We start from the raw sequence: 21147 nt of genomic DNA on the forward strand, positions 1-21147 counted from the left end.
ACGCAATAAATTTTAAGAACGCATAATTATATGTCATTTATTGCTGATAAAATTGTAATGGACGGGTTAACTTACGATGACGTTCTGTTGATCCCTGCCTATTCTGAAGTTTTGCCCCGTACTGTCGATCTTACGACAAAGTTTTCTAAAAACATCGAGTTAAAAATACCTTTCGTTACAGCCGCTATGGATACTGTAACGGAAGCCAAAATGGCTATTGCAATAGCCAGAGAGGGAGGTATCGGTGTTATTCATAAAAATATGTCCATTCAAGAGCAGGCTAAGCAAGTAGCTATTGTGAAGCGTGCTGAAAATGGAATGATCTATGACCCTGTAACTATTAAACAAGGATCTACAGTACGTGATGCTTTGGCTTTGATGGCTGAATATAAAATAGGTGGTATCCCGGTGGTAGATGATAACAGAATGTTGGTTGGTATTGTTACAAACCGTGACCTTCGTTTTGAAAGAGATATGAACAAACGTATTGATGAAGTGATGACCAAGAATAATCTGGTTACTACAAATCAATCGACAGATCTTGAAGCAGCCGCTGATATTCTACAAAAACATAAAATCGAAAAACTACCTGTTGTCGATAAAGAAGGCAAACTTATCGGGTTAGTTACCTATAAAGATATAACTAAAGCTAAAGATAAGCCGATGGCTTGTAAAGATGCCAAAGGACGTTTGCGTGTAGCAGCAGGTGTTGGAGTTACTGCGGATACCATAGAACGTATGCAAGCTTTAGTTGATGCCGGTGTAGATGCTATCGTTATAGATACAGCTCACGGACACTCTGCTTCTGTAATTGAGAAACTGAAAGAAGCAAAGAAACGTTTTACCGATATTGATATTGTTGTTGGTAATATTGCTACAGGAGAAGCTGCTAAAGCTTTGGTAGAAGCAGGTGCCGATGGCGTGAAAGTTGGAATCGGCCCCGGATCTATCTGTACAACTCGTGTGGTTGCCGGTGTGGGAGTTCCTCAGCTTTCTGCAGTATATGATGTTTCGAAAGCTTTGAGAGGCACAGGAATTCCATTGATTGCTGATGGTGGACTACGCTACTCAGGCGATGTAGTGAAAGCTTTAGCCGCAGGAGGATATTCTGTAATGATTGGTTCTTTGGTAGCCGGTACAGAAGAAAGCCCGGGCGAAACAATTATATTCAACGGACGTAAGTTTAAGTCATACCGTGGAATGGGCTCTTTGGAAGCGATGGAAAATGGTTCTAAAGATCGTTATTTCCAAAGTGGAGAAGCGGATGTGAAGAAACTTGTTCCCGAAGGTATTGCTGCCCGTGTTCCATATAAAGGAACACTGTATGAAGTGATTTATCAGCTAACAGGTGGTTTACGTGCAGGTATGGGATATTGCGGAGCTCCTGATATTGTAAGATTGCATGAAGCTAAATTTACTCGCATTACGAATGCCGGAGTAATGGAAAGTCATCCTCATGATGTAACTATTACCAGTGAATCTCCCAACTATAGCCGTCCTCAATAAGGCTTAAGAATAAATAAAATAAAATGTAAGGTGTAAATATGTGAATATATTTGCACCTTTATTTGTTTTATATACCTTTATTGGATATTATTATAAAAATGAAAAGAAGCATTTGGATAGCTGTTTTTTCTCTGTTGACTCATTATATATGTGCTCAGAGTGACGATTCTGTATTGGTTCGAATTAACGGAAAGGGGATTTTGTGTTCGGAATTTATTTCTTTTTGTGAAAACAATCTTCCTGCAAAAAGTAATGCTGCACAGGTAAAACATGCTTTAGAAACCTTTGTTAATAATAAGTTGAAGATAGATGAAGCCGAAAAATTACAAATAGATAAAGAAGCAAATGTTTGTAATAAACTGATTGAACTGAAACAAGCATTGTTGAAAAAACACTCATCCATAGAAAGAGTTGTTTCAGAAATGCCTAAAACTCCTTTAAGGAAACTGGAGGTAGTACATGTTGAATATATCTATAAACACTTACCCCAGTCCATTTCAGTTAGTAAGCAGAATGAAACTATAAGATTGATAGATTCTCTTTATTATATGATAAATAATCAATCTGCTGCCAACTTCAGGCAGTATGTTGAAAAGTATTCTGATGATAAGAGCTCCCTCCGGTTGAATGCTTTACAGATGACGGAAGAATTTGCAGGAGTTGTATTTTCTTTAAAGCAAGGAGAAATATCCAAACCTTTTTTATCTCATAATGGGGTTTACATAGTGAAACTGCTGGCGAAAGAATACGTGGAAACCGGAAATAAAATAGCCAGAGGAAAAAGCAATGCTCAATTAATAGCATCATTGAAAAACTCTTTCGATTATAGAGCTAACGATGAAGGTATGGCCGAATTACTTAAACTGTCAAGAACAAATAAACCTTTATTTTATTTGGGAGGGAAAGAGTATACGGGAACAGACTTTGCCACATTTGCCAATAGAAAGTTTAAAAAGCCGAAAGATTTATTAGACGATTTTGTGTTGAAATCTTTGCTTGATTATGAAAGCGATATTTTAACCCCTCATTCTTTACCTTATAAAAGAACTTTTCAGGTAACCAGAGATAGCATTCTTCTGAAAGAGATAACTAATAAAGAAATAATATCTCAATCGAATGATAATACAGGTTTAAGAATTTACTTCGATACACATAAGAAAAAATATTCCTGGAAGAAACCTCGATATAGAGGAATCGTTTTACAATGCGTAGATGAAGAAATAGCCCGTAGAGCCAAGAAACTCATAAAGAAACAGCCGAATGAGAAGTGGGAGGAAATTATCAATAAACAATTTAATGCAGATCGTGAAAAGCCGATCATACAAATGAAACAAGGGCTTTTTGCCGAAGGTGATGATCCATATATCGATAAATTTATATTTAAAAAAGGAGAGTATATCTTTTTGAAAGACTTTCCTTACACTACTGTAGTCGGGAAAAAAACAAAGAAACCGGTACGGTATGAAGAAGTGCTAGACCTGTTAATAATTGATTATCAGAATTTTTTAGAATCTCTTTGGATAACTCGTTTACATGCTGGCAATAAGGTTGAAATTAACCAAGAGGTTTTAAAAACAGTTAATAATAATTTGAAGAAATAAGATATTACATTATCTTCGTAACCTTAAACAAGCATAATCATAGTATACAATGAGATTAACCGGTCTCCTATTGTTTTTTTTCTTGCTTTGTGTGTCGTGTAATGGCAACCGTAACTCGATGGAAGAGAACCTTCTAGTGGAAGTAAATGGTGAATTCCTGTATAAAGATGATTTACAGAAAGTTCTTCCTGTGGGTCTTTCAAAAGATGACAGTCTGCTATTTGCAGAAAACTATATTCGCAATTGGGTAGAAGATATATTGCTATATAATGTAGCTAAAACCAATATTCCAAATAGTGAAGAGGTTGACAAGCTGGTGGAGAGCTATCGCAAAACATTGATCATACATACTTATCAACAAGAATTAATCAGCCAAAGACTATCATCGGAAATTCCGGAAAGAGAATTGACCGAATTTTATGAGAATAATAAGCGATTGTTTATTTTGGAGCGTCCTTTGGTAAAAGGCCTTTTTATAAGAGTACCTCTGGCAGCCCCTAATATGAACGATGTACGTAAATGGTATAAGACGGAAACGCAGGAAGCAATAGAGTATTTAGAGAAATATAGTTTGCAACATGCATTGAGCTACGACTATTTTTATGATAAGTGGATTACTCTTTCCGAGGTGCTTGGAAAAATGCCCCTGAAAGAAGTAAACCAGGAAGATTATGTTGCAAAACATAGACATATAGAATTGCAAGACACTGTTTCTTATTATTTTTTGAATGTTACTGATTACTTGGGAGTAGGAGATGAGAAACCATACGATTTTGCTCGTCCGTCAGTCATTGAGATAATAACAAACATGAAGCGGGTTAATTTTATAAAGGATATGAAAAGTGACCTGTATAAAGAAGCATTAAAAGGAAATAAGATTAAATATAATTATTAAGCATAGAGAATGAATAAGTTTGTGAACTTTAAACTTGCTGTCCTACTGGCTATGATAGCTTGTGCAATTACCGTATATGGGCAAGATAATGTGATAGATGAAGTTGTCTGGGTAGTTGGCGACGAAGCCATTTTTAAATCGGAGGTAGAAGAAACTCGCCTGGATGCACAGTATCAGGGACGTCGTATTGATGGTGAACCTTATTGTGTGATACCGGAAGAACTTGCTATACAGAAACTTTATTTGCATCAGGCTGTGTTAGATAGTATTGAAGTGCCTGAAGCTGAAGTAATTCAACGCGTTGAATATATGACTAATCAGTATATTCAGATGATAGGAACTCGCGAGAAGATGGAAGAGTACTTTAATAAATCATATACTCAGATTCGTGAAACCATGCGCGAGAACGCACGTGTTGGACTCACTATTCAGAGGATGCAGCAAAAATTGGTAGGAGACGTAAAGGTAACTCCGGCAGAAGTGCGTCGTCATTTTAAAGACCTTCCGGCTGATAGTATCCCTTATATACCTACTCAGGTAGAAGTTCAGATTATTACTTTGCAACCAAAAATACCTGTTGAAGAGATAGAAGCAGTGAAGAGCCAATTGCGTGAGTATACAGATCGTGTGAATAAAGGAGAAATCGAATTCTCTACTTTGGCACGTCTTTATTCCGAAGATAGAATGAGTGCTTTGAGAGGAGGAGAAATCGGATTTAAAGGAAGAGGAGAGGTTGTTCCCGAATATGCGAATGTAGCTTTTAACCTGCAAGATCCTGCGAAGGTATCGAAAATTGTAGAATCGGAATATGGTTTTCATATAATACAGTTGATCGAAAAGCGTGGTGACCGTATTAATACCCGGCATATTTTGGCGAAACCAAAAGTTTCAGAGAAAGAGTTAACTGAGGCTAACAACAGGTTAGATTCCATAGCAGATGATATTCGTAATAATAAGTTTGCTTTTGAAGATGCAACTGCCGTTATTTCTCAAGATAAGGATACACGTAATAACCATGGACTCATGCAAAACCAACGAGATGGAATGAATGCAGGTACTTCTCGTTTCGAAATGCAGGAACTCCCTCAAGAAATTGGTAAAGTAGTAGAGAGAATGAACGTAGGTGAAATATCCAAAGCCTTTACTATGGTGAACGAAAAAGATGGTAAAGAAGTATGTGCCATTATTAAACTGAAAAGCAGAATTAATGGACATAAAGCAACCATGTCGGAAGATTATCAGCGATTGAAAGAGATTGTGGTAGAGAAACGTCAGGGAGAGCTTTTGGAGAAATGGATTGTAGATAAACAAAAACGCACATATGTTCGCATAAATGAAAACTGGAGAAACTGTAAATTCAAATATCCGGGTTGGACTAAAGAATGATAGCGTTTAAGTATTCTAATTTTTATGCTGAAAAAAGAAAAAAGTAATCATACTCAAAGCGGGCACCGAATTCTCTTTTTGGGAGTTCTGTGCCTGTTTGGCTTGGTGCTGATAGCACAGGTTAAACCGATGGGTACGTATAAGCCGACGGCAGGAAATTCCCTTTTAGCTGACTCTGTGCAGCCACAAGATAGGAGTAATGCTCGAACCGGCGAGAGACCAGAGAAAAAGAAAACAAGAGTAGACCTGCTTCATGCTGATGTGGGGTATGCCGATAAAAATAATCGTCCGGATGTACAAGTACTTGTAGGTTCGGTTAGGTTACGGCATGATAGCATGTATATGTATTGTGACAGTGCATTGATCTTTGAAAGTAGCAACTCTGTAGAAGCTTTCAGTAATGTACGCATGGAGCAAGGAGACACCTTGTTTATCTATGGAGATTATTTGTATTATGATGGAATGACGCAGATTGCAATGCTGCGTAATAACGTAAAAATGATTAATCGTAATACAACACTACTTACAGATAGCTTGAACTATGACCGCCTGTATGATTTTGGTTACTATTTTGAAGGAGGAATGTTGACTGACGAAGAAAATGTATTGACTTCCGATTGGGGAGAATACAGCCCTTCTACTAAAATCGCAGTGTTTAATCATGATGTTGAATTGGTAAACCCTCGTTTTGTTTTAACTTCCGACACACTGAAATATAGTACACTATCAAAGGTGGCAACTATATTGGGTCCTTCAAATATTGTAAGCGATAGCAATCATATTTACTCAGTAAGAGGATTCTATGATACAACCAATAATATAGCAGAATTGTTGGACCGTTCTGTTTTGACTAATCAAGGTAAAAAGATGACCGGAGACAGTCTTTATTATGATCGTAATAAAGGTTATGGAGAAGCTTTTGATAATGTAGTCATGAACGATACGATAAACAAGAATATGCTGACCGGAAATTATTGTTTTTACAATGAATTGACGGGCTATGCAATGGCTACAAAACGAGCCGTTGCTATTGATTATTCTCAGGGAGACAGTCTTTACATGCATGCAGATACTTTGAAGCTACTGACATTCAATATGGACACAGATTCTATGTATCGCGAAATGCGTGGATATTATAAAGTGCGTATCTATCGTACGGATTTGCAAGGAGTTTGTGATTCGATTGTCTATAACTCAAATGATTCTTGTTTAACCATGTATTCGGATCCCATTGTTTGGAATGAAGCACAACAGCTATTGGGCGAAGAAATCAAGGTGTATATGAATGATAGCACCATAGATTGGGCTCATATCATCAATCAGGCATTGACTGTAGAGATGAAAGATTCCATATCATACAATCAAATAGCCGGTAAGGAAATAAAAGCATATTTCATCAGTGGCGAAATACGCCAGGTAGATGTTATAGGAAATGTAATGGTAGCCTATTATCCGGAAGAAAATGATGGTGGTAGCATTGGGTTAAATCGTTCGGAAACCAGTTTACTGAATTTATATTTGAAAGATCGTAAAATGGAAAAAATGAAGATGAGTCCCAAATCCAATGGAACATTATACCCAATGAACCAGATACCATCTGATAAACTGAAACTTTCTAATTTTGCTTGGTTTGATTATATTCGCCCCCTCAATAAAGATGATATTTTTGTTTGGAGAGGAAAGAAAGAGAAACTGACGAAGACTGTGCAAAAAAAGGCTGTCGGTCCTTCGCGTGATTTGGTAAAACCCAATTTAAAAAGGAAAATAGAGAATCCGGGTATCATAGAGGAAACTGTTCCTAATGACTCAATAAATATAGGAGAATAACTATGGGAATGTTCAATATAAGAAAACCGCGTGGTTTCAATCATCAGTATATATACTACGATGAAAGAAAAGAAAGGCTGGCCAAGATGGAAGAGAGTGCTAAGCGTGATTTAGGTATGCTGCCGGAAAAAGAATTCAATCCGGAAGATATCAGGGGTAAATTTATTGAAGGCACTACTCATTTAAAGCGTAGAAAGCAGAGTAAACGCAAACCTGTACACATGGGCGTTATACTTGTGATTATTGCTTTACTTATTTTTCTTTGGCGTTACTTTCTAACCGGAAGTTGGAGTTTTTAATTGAGGGAAGCCTAAATTAGCAACATAATTCATGAGTGATATTATTCATTTGTTACCGGATTCGGTAGCCAATCAAATAGCGGCCGGAGAGGTTATTCAACGTCCCGCATCTGTTATTAAAGAATTAGTGGAAAATGCGATAGATGCCGGTGCTCAAAATATACATGTATTGGTAACGGATGCCGGACGTACCTGTATTCAGGTGATTGATGATGGAAAAGGAATGTCGGGAACTGATGCCAGACTTTCTTTTGAAAGACATGCAACATCCAAAATACGTACTGCATCTGATTTATTTGCACTTACCACTATGGGGTTCCGTGGAGAAGCTTTGGCATCTATTGCGGCAGTGGCGCAGGTTGAATTGAAAACGCGGCAAGAAGGCGAAGAGTTAGGAACTCTGATTACGATTGCCGGTTCGAAAGTAGAAACTCAAGAAGCTGTATCTTGCTCTAAAGGAAGTAACTTCTCTATAAAAAACCTCTTTTTTAATATACCTGCCAGAAGAAAGTTTCTGAAATCGAATGCAACTGAGCTTAGCAATATCCTGACTGAATTTGAACGGATAGCTTTGGTACATCCTGAGGTTGCTTTTACATTGCACAGTAATGATTCGGAGTTATTCAACCTACCGGTATCTTCTTTGCGTCAGCGCATTGTAGCTATTTTCGGTAAGAAGTTGAATCAACAACTGCTTTCTGTAGATGTAGATACAACAATGATAAAGGTTTCGGGCTTTGTGGCTAAACCGGAAACGGCTCGTAAGAAAGGTGCTCATCAATACTTTTTTGTAAATAGCAGATATATGCGTCACCCTTACTTTCATAAGGCGATAACAGATGCATACGAGCATTTGATTCCAACCGGCGAGCAAGTTTCTTATTTTATTTATTTTGAGGTAGATCCTGCTAATATTGATGTAAACATACATCCCACAAAAACAGAGATTAAGTTCGAAAACGAACAGGCGATTTGGCAAATTCTTTCGGCTGCCGTTAAAGAAGCGTTAGGGAAATTTAATGCCGTTCCTTCTATAGACTTCGATACAGAAGGAATGCCGGATATTCCGGCTTTTGATCAAACCAGACCAATCGAACCTCCTAAAGTACATATAGATTCGGGTTTTAATCCTTTTAAAACAAGTGGAGGTGGTGGTAGCTATTCCCGCCCCAAAGTAGAATGGGAAGGATTATATAACGGATTAGAAAGGGAACAGGCAACCCATTTGCCTTCTTTGTCTGATGAAGATTCAGGAGATAGTGATTATTTTGAGGAAGAACAAACACCTGCAACTATTCCTGTTGCTGATAATTTATATGGTAATAATCAGGTCATCGAAAAAGGTTCACAGCATTTACAATATAAAGGGCGCTATATTCTGACATCGGTTAAATCCGGACTGATGTTAATTGATCAGCATCGTGCGCATATTCGCGTATTGTTTGATCAATATATAACCCAAGTGAAACAGCGTCAAGGTATATCACAAGGTTTGCTTTTCCCGGAGATATTGCAATTGCCTCCTTCGGAAGCTGCTGTTCTACAGGAAATTCAGGAAGACTTGGCAGCTATTGGCTTTGATTTGAGCGACTTGGGTGGGGGAAGTTATGCAATAAATGGTATACCGTCCGGAATTGAAGGGTTAAATTCTGTAGAACTTGTACGAAACATGGTATATACAGCTATAGAAAAAGGAAAAGATGTAAGAGAAGAAGTACAAAATATGTTGGCGTTAACCCTTGCCCGCGCAGCTGCCATTGTTTACGGACAAGTACTTAGCGATGAAGAAATGAGTCGTTTGGTAGATAATCTTTTTGCTTGTCCAATGCCTAATTATACTCCCGATGGGCAAATCGTGTTAAGCACTATAAAAGAAGAAGAAATAGAAAGACTTTTCAGGTAAACAATTTAACGATCTTTACTTAATAAAATAGATTCCCCCACAAAGAACGCAGAGAAATAAAAAACTCTGCGTTCTTTGTGGGGGTAAATTTGTAACCCAATTGTAACCTAAACTACATCATATTATAACAGAAACGGAACATTATATTAACGTAAAGAGTCTATTTTTGCGTTGTAATAAGAAAGTTTTGAAAAAATGAGGAAAATATTTCTGTTAGCATTTGTGTGTATGAGTTGTCTCGTAGCCAATTCGCAGGAAGGCGACCTAAAGATATCAGGCTATGTACAAGCTCAATGGGTATGGGATGAATCGGGTATAGAGTCGGGCGATCAGAATAAGTTCTCTGTGCGTAGGGGCAGGCTTAAAGCCGCTTATAGTAATAAGTATGGAGAGGCAGTCATGCAAATAGATGTAACCGAAGAGGGGGTTGATATTAAAGACGCATACTTAAAAGGTAAAATACCCGAAATAGGCTGGTTGGCTTTTCGCGCAGGTATTTTCGATCGTCCTTTTGGGGCTGAGATTAGTTATTCCTCTTCCCGTCGTGAATCTCCCGAAAGAAGTCGCATATTCCAAACACTCTTTCCTAAGGAACGCGATTTAGGTGCTGAAATAGTACTGAGAGGTCTTGAAGGATCATTCTTGAAAGATTTTACATTGAATGCAGGCGTCTTTGCCGGCAATGGCGGTCAGGCTAAAGAAACAGATTCAGGGAAAGATTTCATTGGACATTTAGCCTATCGGAAGCAATATAAAAACATGAGTTTTGCCTTGGGGGCTTCTCTATATTACGGAGGTGTTCGTTTAGCAGGAGTCGAAGGACAGAAAGCTTATAAACTTCGAAACAAGGAATTCTTGGAAGATAACAGCTTATCTCTTGGCGACTATGCCAATCGCCATTACTTTGGCTTTGATGCTCAATATACCTTATCATCGATTCTTGGAACAACCAACTTGCGAGGTGAGTATCTTTGGGGTACTCAGCCGGGAAGCAAAAATGGTAGCAAGAGTCCAACAGGAGCCATAACCACGGATATTTATTCTCGTAATTTTAGTGGATATTATATTCAGTTAGTGCAGGATATAGGAAAAAGTAAGCATTCATTAGTAGCTAAGTTAGATGGTTATGATCCTAATACAAAGCTCTCTAAAGATGGATGCCTTACAATAGGAGATGTCTCGTATACAACTGTAGGCTTAGGGTGGCTGTTTCGTATAAATCCGAATCTGCGGATGACTGCGTATTATGAGATGACATCCAATGAAAAAATAAAAAATGATTGGATGGAAGATGTGTATAGTCGGAATGTGAATGATGATGTTTTTACACTTAGGTTGCAGTATAAATTTTGATAGCTTCTATTGATGGTGAATTGAATTGAGTACAAAATAAAGTGAACAACCTATTGGCTTTCAATGGATTGTGTTGTTTGATTATTTGTGCTTCTTTAGTGGGAGAAATAAATGTTTAAATGTAATTTTAATTATTCTTTGCAGATAGAGAATAAATATTTATCTTGCGGAGAAAAAGAAATTACATACTATGAAGCATTTGTTTTATTCCATTTTCCTGTATCTTATTTTAATAGCCTGTAATGCTGAAAGAAGCAGCCTGGGCGAGGTTTTAACGTTAGCTGGTTCTAATCGTCTTGAGTTAGAAAAAGTACTAAATCATTATTCTATAGATGAAAAAGACAGTCTTAAATACCGATCGGCTGTGTTTTTGATTGAAAATATGCCCGGACACTATTCTTATGATTCGGTAATAATCAAAGAATTCTATAAGGAAGCTATCCAAATAATAAATGCAAACCGAGGTGTACAAGAGAGCAAAGCGGCTCTCACAAAGCTTTCCGAACAATATAATCAGGTAGATAGTATAGAAGATATACAGATAGTTACTGCCGATTTTCTGATTGAAAATATAGAAAGAGCATTTGAGGCTTGGGAAAAACCTTGGGCTTACCATTTAAACTTTGAACAGTTTTGCGAATACTTGCTACCTTATAAATGTGTGGAATTGCAAGAAATGGATGGTTGGAGAGAGGCATTCAATGGAAGATATTTAGGTCTTTCGAAAGATATGCCTTATAATGATGAAGTCAGTAATTCCACTCAACAAATAGCTTCAGATATCAATAAGGATTTAAGAGTAGCCGTCAACCAACACCAAAATTTGGTAAGAGACTACACGGGAATCCGTTTGCGTGATGCTCAAACTATACATCGTATGCCTTTTGGGAGTTGTATGGATTATTCTATACTTGCTACTACTGTGATGCGTAGCAATGGAGTACCCACTGCTCTGGACTATGTACCACAATGGGGAAGAGGCTCAAGTGGACACGAATGGCACACCATTTTATCAGACAACGGAAAGTATGAACCTTTTATCTGGAATTTGGAAGGAAATCTGGGTGAACCACTATTAAAAGCCAGACAAATGCCCAAGGTAATGAGGTATACATATTCTGCCAATCCGGAGTTGGAAGATTACATACAACAGTCTCATTACCGGATGCCGCATATTACCAAGTTTCAAAAGGATGTGACGTCTGAATATGTAGCAGTAGAAAATATATCTATCCCTATCAATCGCTCTATAAAACTAACAGATAAGAGATATGTTCATTTAGGTATCTTTAATAATAAAGATTGGCGGGCTATTGATTTTGGAGTCTTGAGCAAAGGTAGTGCCCATTTTCAGAATATAGGAAGAGATGCAGCCTACATCGTTTTAGGAACCGAAGGTGAGAAGTTGGTACCCATTTCTCATCCATTTATTATCAGAAAAACAGGAGTAATTGAATATTGTATACCTGATACTTCTCATATCAAAGAAATATCTCTGACTCGTAAATTCCCGAAAGATTTTAATACAGCCGTAATGGAGTATAAAATGAAAGGAGGGCAAATACAAGCATCTAATGATAAGGACTTTGCAACTTACGAAGTAATCTATGCTATAGACAGTATTTTTTATCCTATTCCCATTCATGTTAAAGAAAAAACTCCTTATAGGTATTGGAGATATAAATCTACTCTGCCTTATTTTAATTGCAATTTCGCTGAACTTCAGTTTCTTACAATAGATAGTGAGCTTTTAGAGGGAACATTTATTTGCTCCGCAGATATCACCAATGAAAATATGTTGAACAATATAAAGAAAGGCTTTGATGGAAATTGGTTAACTAATCTATCGCTTCCTTCAGGCGGCTGGGTAGGTTTCGATTTTGGTGAGCCCACTACTATAGGAAAGGTGGTATGCGTGCCTCGTAGTGATGATAATGCCATGCATTTAGGCGATTTTTATGAATTGAAATATTGGGAAAATGGTCAGTGGTTTTCTTTGGGTATACAAGAAGCTGTAAGTGAAACTTTGATATATGACAATGTACCTGATAAAGCCATACTCTTATTAAGCAATATAGACCGAGGGAAGCAGGATAGAATATTTACTTATGAAAAAGGAAAGCAAGTCTGGTGGTAAGCCGGAAAGCATATATAGAAATAGTATTAATCATTTAAAAAAAGAAAGGAAAAACGTTTAATGAAGAAAAAACTAATTTATTTTTTGAACACAGCAATTCTACTATCCATCTTTTCCTGTGTGAGGGAAGAAAAATTTATAGAAGAGCAAATATCTGTGCATGAGGAGCCGGATATAACGGTGGAAGATGCACAGAGGTATTTTGAAAATGATGTTACTGAATTTAATCAGCTTGTATTTAGTCATCCTTCGATAAACACTCATACACATAATGAAGAGTGTAAGGAAGGCTGTGAGCATGATCATTCTCAGCAAATTACCCGAAGTTTGCCTGATTTAGGATTAACTCCTGTATGGAAAAACGGAGTATCTTATTGCAAAGATGGAGTAAGTATAGTAGAAGTTACAGTTGATGCCAATATAGAAACATTGGCTGATCTGACAGAGTACAGAAAGAAAAAGAACAAAAAACGTACCCGCACCCATGTTTCTCGTAAGCTAATCATGGCTAAAAGAAATGCTGATAGCCCTACTCACATGTTTTTAATAACCTTGATTCCTACAGCAGAATGTGAAGCAAATAAAGATGCAGATCCCAAAGAATTTCGTTATCTTGGCGGAAGTAATTTCTCGGGCATGGTACTTTGCTCGGAAATGGATGGCAGATATGGAGATATATTCAAATATGAGAATGGGAATATGAAACAACGGTTGCAAGCTATTCCTACACAAGTGATTCTTGAAAAGAAATTAAATGTGCCAAGGCGATTGGGGCTTACCTTACGTAATAAATTGCTGACTACTACTCGTAATTCGGGTGACAGCGAAATGGACCCAACGTGTGCTGTTTGCCAATATTTTGGGAAACCATGTATAGTGCATGATGTTCATTCTTTGGATGAAGTAGTGATAGTAGGAGATAAACCTGGTACATGGGTTCCTCCTATTGATTGGGGAGATAATGATCACGATTACCCTACTCCAAGTGGTTGTTCATCCTGTGGAAGTTCTTATTGCTATGGTAGTTGTTGGTATGCTGGAGGCGACATAGGTGGTAGCATAGGTGGAAGCGAAGATGATAAAGAAGAAGATGACTGCACTGGACCTCAATGTGAAACATGTGGGGGATATTTGGCAAGTACAAGAAGTGGGTCGAATTGTCCATTGTGTATATGCGAAATACCTTTAGCTGTTAGAATCAGTTGTTGGCAAAGATGGATTGAGGTTTGTCAAACCTACACAATAAGTGTTGAGATTTTAGGTAATACTAAAGAAATAAATCTCATTCAATTGGAGATGGCTCGTATAGATAATCCCAACAATTGGTATATAGCTGAAACAGTCAAAGCCAAAGACGTTGGAAATTTAGAATATTTCACTATTGAACGAAAAGCAAGAACACCTGGAGTTTGGAATGCGAAAATAACTTTAAGCATGAATAATTCAAAAGAACTAAAGAATATATCTAATAAGTTCGAAATAGAAGAAAGATATCCTTCCAGAGATAATTTCTACAATAATGCTTCTATAAGAAATCATTTAAGTGGACATTTGTGGAATTTGGCAACAACTTATGCAAAAGATAATCCTAATAAAGTTAGGGAGTATGGTTGCCTTATTCGATTAAACACCAATACAGGACAATATTTTTGTGGACCCGACATAGCTGGTAATCCTATAGAATTTACACAAGATTATGAACAACTGTCGGCAAATGTTATCTTTTCATATAGCACTACTTCTTATGACCCAGGAGATCATCCTGTTTTGGATGTTGGGTCATGTCATACGCATTTTCCGTTGACTTATGTAAAATCGAAGCAAACAAGAGCAGTAGGAGCATCTGATTTTGATAGGAATACAGAACTTCCGGGTATTGGATATGATTATACAGAACTTATCAATAGTGCTCATTCTATTAATCTCCCCAGAGATTTTTTTAGTCATGGCTATGGATCTCGACCAACCCCTTAATAAAACAAATTAGTATGAAGAAAATATTTATTCTTTTATTTGTGATTACATGCACAGTACTACCTGCAGTTTCACAGAACCTCGCAAAAATGAGTGAGCAGAAACGAAGCAGATTTCTCTTAAAAACAGCCAAAGAAACCATATTGAAATATGGACCTGGGTATTATAGAGATTATGTACCAAGTGTTGATAGATTCTATATTGGAGAACGAAGAAGGGGAGGACAAGCTTTCTCTGCTGCTTTTGAGGAAAAACATAATGGGAGATTCTTTTATCGAGTAAAATATCCATATGATAAAACAAAAGAGTATTTTAGAATGGATTATTCTGCCTGCGTTTTTATTTGGGAGGATACAGGTAAACCTTTTCACGTATCCTTTGGATACGGAATTTTTCTTGAACTAGAAGAACTTCCCACTACCCGTAGTGGAGAGCATCCTGTAATAGAATACAAACAAAGTACTCGATATAAAATCGTTAATATTGAAGAAGATTATTATGATGAAGAGGGAAAAAAAGGAAGGAGGATTAGACAAGTTCTGGAAGTTGATAAATGATTAAATGAACATTCCTAATTGAAAATAGATTTGAGCTATAAGGATAAGAGGTTACTTTATCTTTATAGTATCCTATCTATTTATGAACCATCAAATTATCTATAATGAAAAACATACTAACTCCAAGAAAACCCCTCGAAAATGACGTTGTTGAGTTTAATCAACTTGCTTTTGTCCACCCTTCTGTAAGCACACGTACCCATGATGATAAGTGTGAGTAAAGGATGTGAACATGATCATTCCCTGCAATCCACGCGAATCTTAAATATGCCGGATTTGGGATTGACCCCTATAGGGAAAAGTGGTTGTTCATCCAGGTTTTGCTATTTATTCTCTACCCACGATGATATAGCTTCAGAAGAAGCTCGCTATTCTTTTTCAGATATTGATTATGGTAGTTATGAGAATCTTTGTGAGGTTTCTAAACAAACAGTAAAAGTGAATGCTGCATCTTCTGTAGTAAAAGCCACACATCCTGGAAAGTATGTAGTAGCATGGTTTCATACACATCCACCATATCAATGTACGGATAAGAAGAGAACAAGACCAGTTGGTCCTTCTACAGATGAAGATTTTACGATTGGAGGGGTTGTGTATGATTATATGGGAGAAAATGGGAAATTGAAAGCAGGACATGAAATCAGTGATCCAGCTAAAGTATTCCATTATGGCAAAGAAAGAGAACCTGCTTATAAGTAAAATAAAAATTAATAAAAACGGTTATGGTAAGAAAAATTATTTTATCAATATCTTTAAGTTTTATCATTATATTTTTGAATGCTCAGAATTTAGATCAACTACCAACAAAAGAACGTAACTCTGTTTTAATTGCTAAGACTAAAGAGGTTATAATGAAACACGGGCCAGGATACTGGAGAGAACATAAGAAGCCAGTAATAGAAACAAAATATATATCTAAAAATGGATTTCCAGAAAAAGGAGAAAATATTGGGCGAAAATACTATAATGTGAAAATTTTGTATGATAAAACTGTAGAAACTTTATATGACATTAATTGTGCTGCTGAAGTCTGGATTTGGGCAGATACTGGTCAGATTCTCCTTATTGCATTTGGCAATGGTTATGGCTGGATAATCGATAACGATCCTGCCACCCGCAGTACAGAGCAAGAGGATAAACGCATTGTTCATTTCCAATCTTTAGAAGACTGGCGAAAGAACAATCGTGAATTCAAGGTGGAAAATGAACCAGTGGCAAATTAGATTGGGTATGGTCTTAGCTCTTTTTGGAGGAGCTAAGACTATTTTATAAAATCTCCGAAGGCATATTAATAACATGTTGGAGGAATTAAAGTTGCATTAACTGAAATCTCTACAAGGTTTTGGTTTTGTATAGAGGGTCTTTTTTCTATTGAGATATTCTAATATATAAGCATTTTTTGGTATTGGTTATGATTATGTATAAAGCATACTCATGGAATAGATGATGAACATGATTTTTTTTATATGGTCCTGATCGTAGGGAAACTCCTCAATAAAATTTGTAGTTTATGAAGAAAATATTAATTTTATCTATAGTATTAATTGCTACTAGTTTTGCCTTTTCACAGAATCTTGCGAAAATGAATGATTCAAAACGAAAAGAGTATTTAAAGAAGGTATCTAAAGAAACCGTCTTTAAATATGGTCCTGGATATTACCGAGAATATGGAGAACCAGTCATTGAACGTTTTTTCGTGGGAGATAAAGTGTCAGGAGGGGAATCTTTTTCTGCTGAATTTGAAGAAAAAAATAATGGTCGTTTCTTTTATAGAGTCAAATATCCTTATGATGAAACAAAGGAGTTTTTTGTAACTGGATTTGCTTTTCAAGTTTTTATTTGGGAGGATATAGGTAACCCTTTTGATATTACTTTTGGAATTGGTCGTTACATTGATATAGAAGAACTTCCCTCTACTCGTAGTGGGGAATATCCTGTGATGGAATATAAGCGTTGCCCTCCTCTTAAGATGGTAAGGAAGGAAACAGTAGCTTATGATGCAGAAGGTAATAAGAAAATTATAGTTAAACAAGTACCAGAATTCAAAGACTAATCTTCCTATTAATAATGTAAGGCTATAAGGATAGAGATAGTCTTATCCTTATAGTCTCTTTTTCTAAATTGAGATAAATTATGAAGAGAATATTATTTTTATCTATAGTATTAATTGCTGCTATTTCTTCTTTTTCTCAAAATCTGGAAAAAATGAAGAAAGAACAACGCGATGTTTTACTGGTGGAAATTGCTAAAAATGCAGTTAAAAAATATGCACCAGGTTATTATCGAGAGTATGGAAAGCCTAAAATAGAGAAGAATATCATTGATAAACAAGAGAGTAAAGAATCTGGATATAAAATCGGGAGAATTAGTTATAAAGTAATTTTCCCATATGACGAATCTATCGAATTCTTCTACTATGGTTTTTCAGCAGCTGTTTATATATGGGAAGATACAGGAAGGGCTTTTGTTATCTTAGTAGGCAATAGTGGGGGGCGACATCTTCCTGAAGAAAAAAACACCCGAGCTCAGGAAGAAGAAATTGAAATCATTCCCTATATAAAACGTGAGCCACGTCAACTGATTAGAGACTAAAAATATATGTGTGGCTTTCTTTAATTAGGTAAAGGAAGTCACACATTACAATTGAAGATGATGAGCCAAGAGAAACGTAATGTTGTATTAGTGAAAATTGCTAAAAGCAAAAAACAAGATTCTGCTTGTTGAAAATATGCAAACCATATTTGGAAATTTTCTGGTTAGCGACTTGTCCTTATAGCATTACATTCTTCTTAGTGTTCTAATAAAAAGAAAAAGCTTGGTCGCCTTTTGAATAAAAGCAATATTGATAATAAAAACAGTAACTAATGAAACGATTTTTTTATTTAATCTTATTATCATTCATAACAACTTGTGCTTTTTCTCAAAGAGATTTGACACATTTTGAAGGTGTATGGAAAGCCGAGATAAATGATACTATTTTCAGAATCAAGCTAAAGCAAGTAACTATTACCCAAGGTGGTAAAAATGAAAATACCATTCTGGGAGGGTATTCTCTCTCTGTAAAAGGTGTATTAGTGCAGGATTATATAAAAGAGATACCTGATAGCTGGGATTTGAGCTTATGGTCGTCCGAAATTAACGGCTATATTTGGGGAATAGATACTGGTGAAGATAATTTGGCTGTAAAATTTTACGACCAAAAGAAAAAACACTTTAATGGTAATGGGATCACGGGAGGCATTATCCAGCCTTTCTATTGGAATGATACTCTCTTTTGGCTATTAGACGAAGAAGCAGGAATTCTCTGGGAAACAGAAGGGGACTACCTTGGACCTACTATAAAACCAATTGGGTTTTCAGTTCCCAGTTGTGCTATTATGACAAGAGAAGAAGAGGAAGAAGAGGAGTAACTAAATGGGTTATAAGGATAGAGACAGTCTTATCCTTATAGCCTCTTTTTCTAAATTGAGTAAATTATGAAGAGAATATTAATTTTATCCATAGTATTAATTGCTGCTATTTCTTCTTTTTCTCAAAATCTGGAAAAAATGAAGAAAGAGCAACGCGAGGTTTTACTGGTGGAAATTGCTAAAAATGCAATTAAAAAATATGCACCAGATTATTATAGAGAATTCAGAACCCCCAAAATAACAAGATCGTTGGTAAAAGACCCTGAATTGGTAGATGAAGAATATGGTGTTCGATTAGGTAGGGTAATATATAAAGTTGCCTTCCCTTATGATATTTCTAATTCAGAAGAGCATATCTATTATTCAGTAGATGTGCTAATTTGGGGAGACACAGGAACTCTTTATATAATAGGAATAGGTAATGGAATAGCTCGTGCATTTAAAGAAAACATGACTCGATCTCAAGAAAAAGAGGTTGAAAAAATTCCATATATGAAACATAAACCAAGACCAACGATGTTTCCACAGTAAAAAAAGAAATACGGCTTATTTTTTTGTAAGTCGTATTTATATAGCTTTCATATAACATAACTCTACAGCAATGAAAAAACGCCAACTCTCTCTAATAATCTGCATTATTTTCTTATTTGGATTAAAACAAAAGCTTCATGCCCAAGAAGAAGTAACCTGTAACGTTTCCACATACGCTCAAACCATTGAGTCTCCTTTTTATATTGGTAATAAATGGAAATTAAAAGTAAAATGTTCCGAAGAATGGATAACTGTTACTTCTGGAAAAACATGTAAAGACTGCTTTTATATATCTGTTGAAGAAAACAATAATGATCAAGAACGGAGAGGCACTGTAATTTTTAAAGGAAGAAAAGGAAGCAAAAAAATAACCATCATTCAAGAAGGGCAAGATATTACTTCTAAGTTTACTTGTGAAGTATTTAAAAAAGATTTGGCAATATATCGTATTGTTTCAAGTGCAAAAAAGATACGAGTAAAAGATGTTTCGTCTGTAAAAGAGCTTAAGCTTGGAAAATATGCTCATATCAAATCGTTTGCAGGTTTAGAGTACTTTAAAGAACTTGAAACTTTTTATTATTCATCCGGAAATAGTTATTCTTCTGAACCAGAGCTTAAATTAGACTTATCTCACAATCAAAAAATTAAGAAAGTTCATTGTTTCAATGCTAAAATAAAACAGATAAATGTTAGTAATTGTCCTGAACTTGAAGAATTGTATTGTGTAAATACAAAGATTGATACAATTGATATTAGCCGGAATTATAATCTTCGGAAGTTAACGACAAAACGTAGTTGCTTTGACTATGAAAGTAGATCATCAGCCGAAAGTTTGATTATATTTCCTGAGTTTGGATGCAAAACGCCAAAACTTGAAGAACTTTATTGTGAGAGAAATAATTATAAGTCATTAGAACTTTATAAATGCCCTCTACTGAAAAGGGTTGACTGTTCTCAAAACCGGCAGTTAAAGAATCTCGATCTAAAAGATTGTGTAAACCTTACTTATTTGAATTGTCATCTGAATCAAATAGAATATTTGGACTTGAGAGATTGCATAAAACTCGACACGTTGATTTGTCATAAATCATCTATTAAGAAAATCAGATTTGGTAAAAATGCTTCATTGTCATACTTGGATTGTCAAGACAATTTTTTATTTGAATTAAATACATCCTCATTAGAATCTTTAAGATATCTAAACTGTTCTAATGCATATATTCCATATTTGGATCTTACTGCAAATACAAACCTTGAAAGACTATATTATACGCAGGGACTGATTCGAGGGGTAGTTTATGAGGATGGTTATAAAATGTATCTGAAGGAACTCTTATTGCCCAATAATATTGATACACCAGCCGGAAAAGGGCTGACTGTTTTAGATGTACAATCTAATAATTTGGAGAAATTAGATCTTAGTAGAGTTCCTAATCTAAAGCATCTAAAATGCTCTTCAAATAGATTAAAAGAATTAGATCTTACTAATAACAGAGAACTGGAAACTGTTGATTGTAGTAGTAATTTTATTCGCAAATTAGATTTTACTAATTGTTTTAATCTGCAAGAGTTAATATGCGGTGCTCATCGAGCATATTATGGGGTAAAAAGGAGAGAAGATTTTTGGATCTTAGAATACTTATATCTCCCCAATCAACAAAACACCCCTCCCGGAAAACGATTGAGGAAATTAAACTTTGAAAAATCTAACCTCAAACATAAAATTGATTTTAGTTCTTATCCGGAATTGAAAGAGATTGATTTTTAG

The 21147-nt window shown here is 35.9% G+C and carries 18 protein-coding genes; all 18 read left to right on the forward strand.

Annotation, left to right across the window (positions count from 1 at the left end; genetic code table 11):
• Positions 1-30 precede the first annotated feature (30 nt).
• The 18 genes from guaB to D0T60_RS04855 all read left to right on the forward strand — a co-directional run bounded on the left by guaB (position 31) and on the right by D0T60_RS04855 (position 21147).
• Positions 31-1506: an IMP dehydrogenase gene (gene guaB, locus D0T60_RS04770; RefSeq protein ID WP_163217012.1), complete on the forward strand. Its 1476-nt coding sequence runs from the start codon at positions 31-33 to the stop codon at positions 1504-1506.
• Between the two features lie 98 nt (positions 1507-1604).
• Positions 1605-3107: a peptidylprolyl isomerase gene (locus tag D0T60_RS04775; RefSeq protein WP_163217013.1), complete on the forward strand. Its 1503-nt coding sequence runs from the start codon at positions 1605-1607 to the stop codon at positions 3105-3107.
• Positions 3108-3156: 49 nt separating this feature from the next.
• Positions 3157-4002 (forward strand): peptidyl-prolyl cis-trans isomerase, encoded by an 846-nt coding sequence (locus tag D0T60_RS04780; protein ID WP_163217014.1) that lies wholly within the window; start codon positions 3157-3159, stop codon positions 4000-4002.
• A gap of 9 nt (positions 4003-4011) precedes the next feature.
• The gene (locus D0T60_RS04785) at positions 4012-5388 is read left to right on the forward strand and encodes a peptidylprolyl isomerase (protein WP_163217015.1); all 1377 of its coding nucleotides are present in this window, start codon (positions 4012-4014) and stop codon (positions 5386-5388) included.
• Positions 5389-5412: 24 nt separating this feature from the next.
• Complete coding sequence (locus D0T60_RS04790; protein ID WP_163217016.1) at positions 5413-7215, forward strand: OstA-like protein; 1803 nt, start codon at positions 5413-5415, stop codon at positions 7213-7215.
• Between the two features lie 2 nt (positions 7216-7217).
• The gene (locus D0T60_RS04795) at positions 7218-7514 is read left to right on the forward strand and encodes a hypothetical protein (RefSeq protein ID WP_163217017.1); all 297 of its coding nucleotides are present in this window, start codon (positions 7218-7220) and stop codon (positions 7512-7514) included.
• A 31-nt stretch (positions 7515-7545) separates the two neighbouring features.
• The gene (gene mutL / locus D0T60_RS04800) at positions 7546-9417 is read left to right on the forward strand and encodes a DNA mismatch repair endonuclease MutL (protein WP_163217018.1); all 1872 of its coding nucleotides are present in this window, start codon (positions 7546-7548) and stop codon (positions 9415-9417) included.
• A 228-nt stretch (positions 9418-9645) separates the two neighbouring features.
• A complete protein-coding gene (locus D0T60_RS04805; protein ID WP_163217019.1) occupies positions 9646-10770 on the forward strand; it encodes a porin in 1125 nt (374 codons plus the stop codon).
• Between the two features lie 190 nt (positions 10771-10960).
• Positions 10961-12907 (forward strand): hypothetical protein, encoded by a 1947-nt coding sequence (locus D0T60_RS04810; RefSeq protein WP_163217020.1) that lies wholly within the window; start codon positions 10961-10963, stop codon positions 12905-12907.
• Between the two features lie 60 nt (positions 12908-12967).
• Positions 12968-14881: a hypothetical protein gene (locus D0T60_RS04815; RefSeq protein ID WP_163217021.1), complete on the forward strand. Its 1914-nt coding sequence runs from the start codon at positions 12968-12970 to the stop codon at positions 14879-14881.
• Between the two features lie 14 nt (positions 14882-14895).
• Positions 14896-15438 (forward strand): hypothetical protein, encoded by a 543-nt coding sequence (locus tag D0T60_RS04820; RefSeq protein ID WP_163217022.1) that lies wholly within the window; start codon positions 14896-14898, stop codon positions 15436-15438.
• Positions 15439-15639: 201 nt separating this feature from the next.
• Positions 15640-16137, forward strand: coding sequence for a hypothetical protein (locus tag D0T60_RS04825; RefSeq protein WP_163217023.1), 498 nt, complete (start codon positions 15640-15642; stop codon positions 16135-16137).
• A 23-nt stretch (positions 16138-16160) separates the two neighbouring features.
• Positions 16161-16661 carry a hypothetical protein gene (locus D0T60_RS04830; protein WP_163217024.1) on the forward strand — a complete coding sequence of 167 codons (501 nt, stop codon included), beginning with the start codon at positions 16161-16163 and terminating at the stop codon, positions 16659-16661.
• A gap of 287 nt (positions 16662-16948) precedes the next feature.
• Positions 16949-17491, forward strand: coding sequence for a hypothetical protein (locus tag D0T60_RS04835; protein WP_163217025.1), 543 nt, complete (start codon positions 16949-16951; stop codon positions 17489-17491).
• Between the two features lie 80 nt (positions 17492-17571).
• Positions 17572-18030 carry a hypothetical protein gene (locus D0T60_RS04840; protein ID WP_163217026.1) on the forward strand — a complete coding sequence of 153 codons (459 nt, stop codon included), beginning with the start codon at positions 17572-17574 and terminating at the stop codon, positions 18028-18030.
• Positions 18031-18302: 272 nt separating this feature from the next.
• Positions 18303-18848: a DUF6705 family protein gene (locus D0T60_RS04845; protein ID WP_163217027.1), complete on the forward strand. Its 546-nt coding sequence runs from the start codon at positions 18303-18305 to the stop codon at positions 18846-18848.
• A gap of 66 nt (positions 18849-18914) precedes the next feature.
• A complete protein-coding gene (locus tag D0T60_RS04850; RefSeq protein WP_163217028.1) occupies positions 18915-19379 on the forward strand; it encodes a type II secretion system protein in 465 nt (154 codons plus the stop codon).
• Between the two features lie 70 nt (positions 19380-19449).
• Positions 19450-21147 carry a BACON domain-containing protein gene (locus tag D0T60_RS04855; protein ID WP_163217029.1) on the forward strand — a complete coding sequence of 566 codons (1698 nt, stop codon included), beginning with the start codon at positions 19450-19452 and terminating at the stop codon, positions 21145-21147.

The sequence above is a fragment of the Bacteroides sp. 224 genome (assembly GCF_010500995.1).
In the GTDB taxonomy this organism is placed as follows: Bacteria; Bacteroidota; Bacteroidia; order Bacteroidales; family Bacteroidaceae; genus Bacteroides.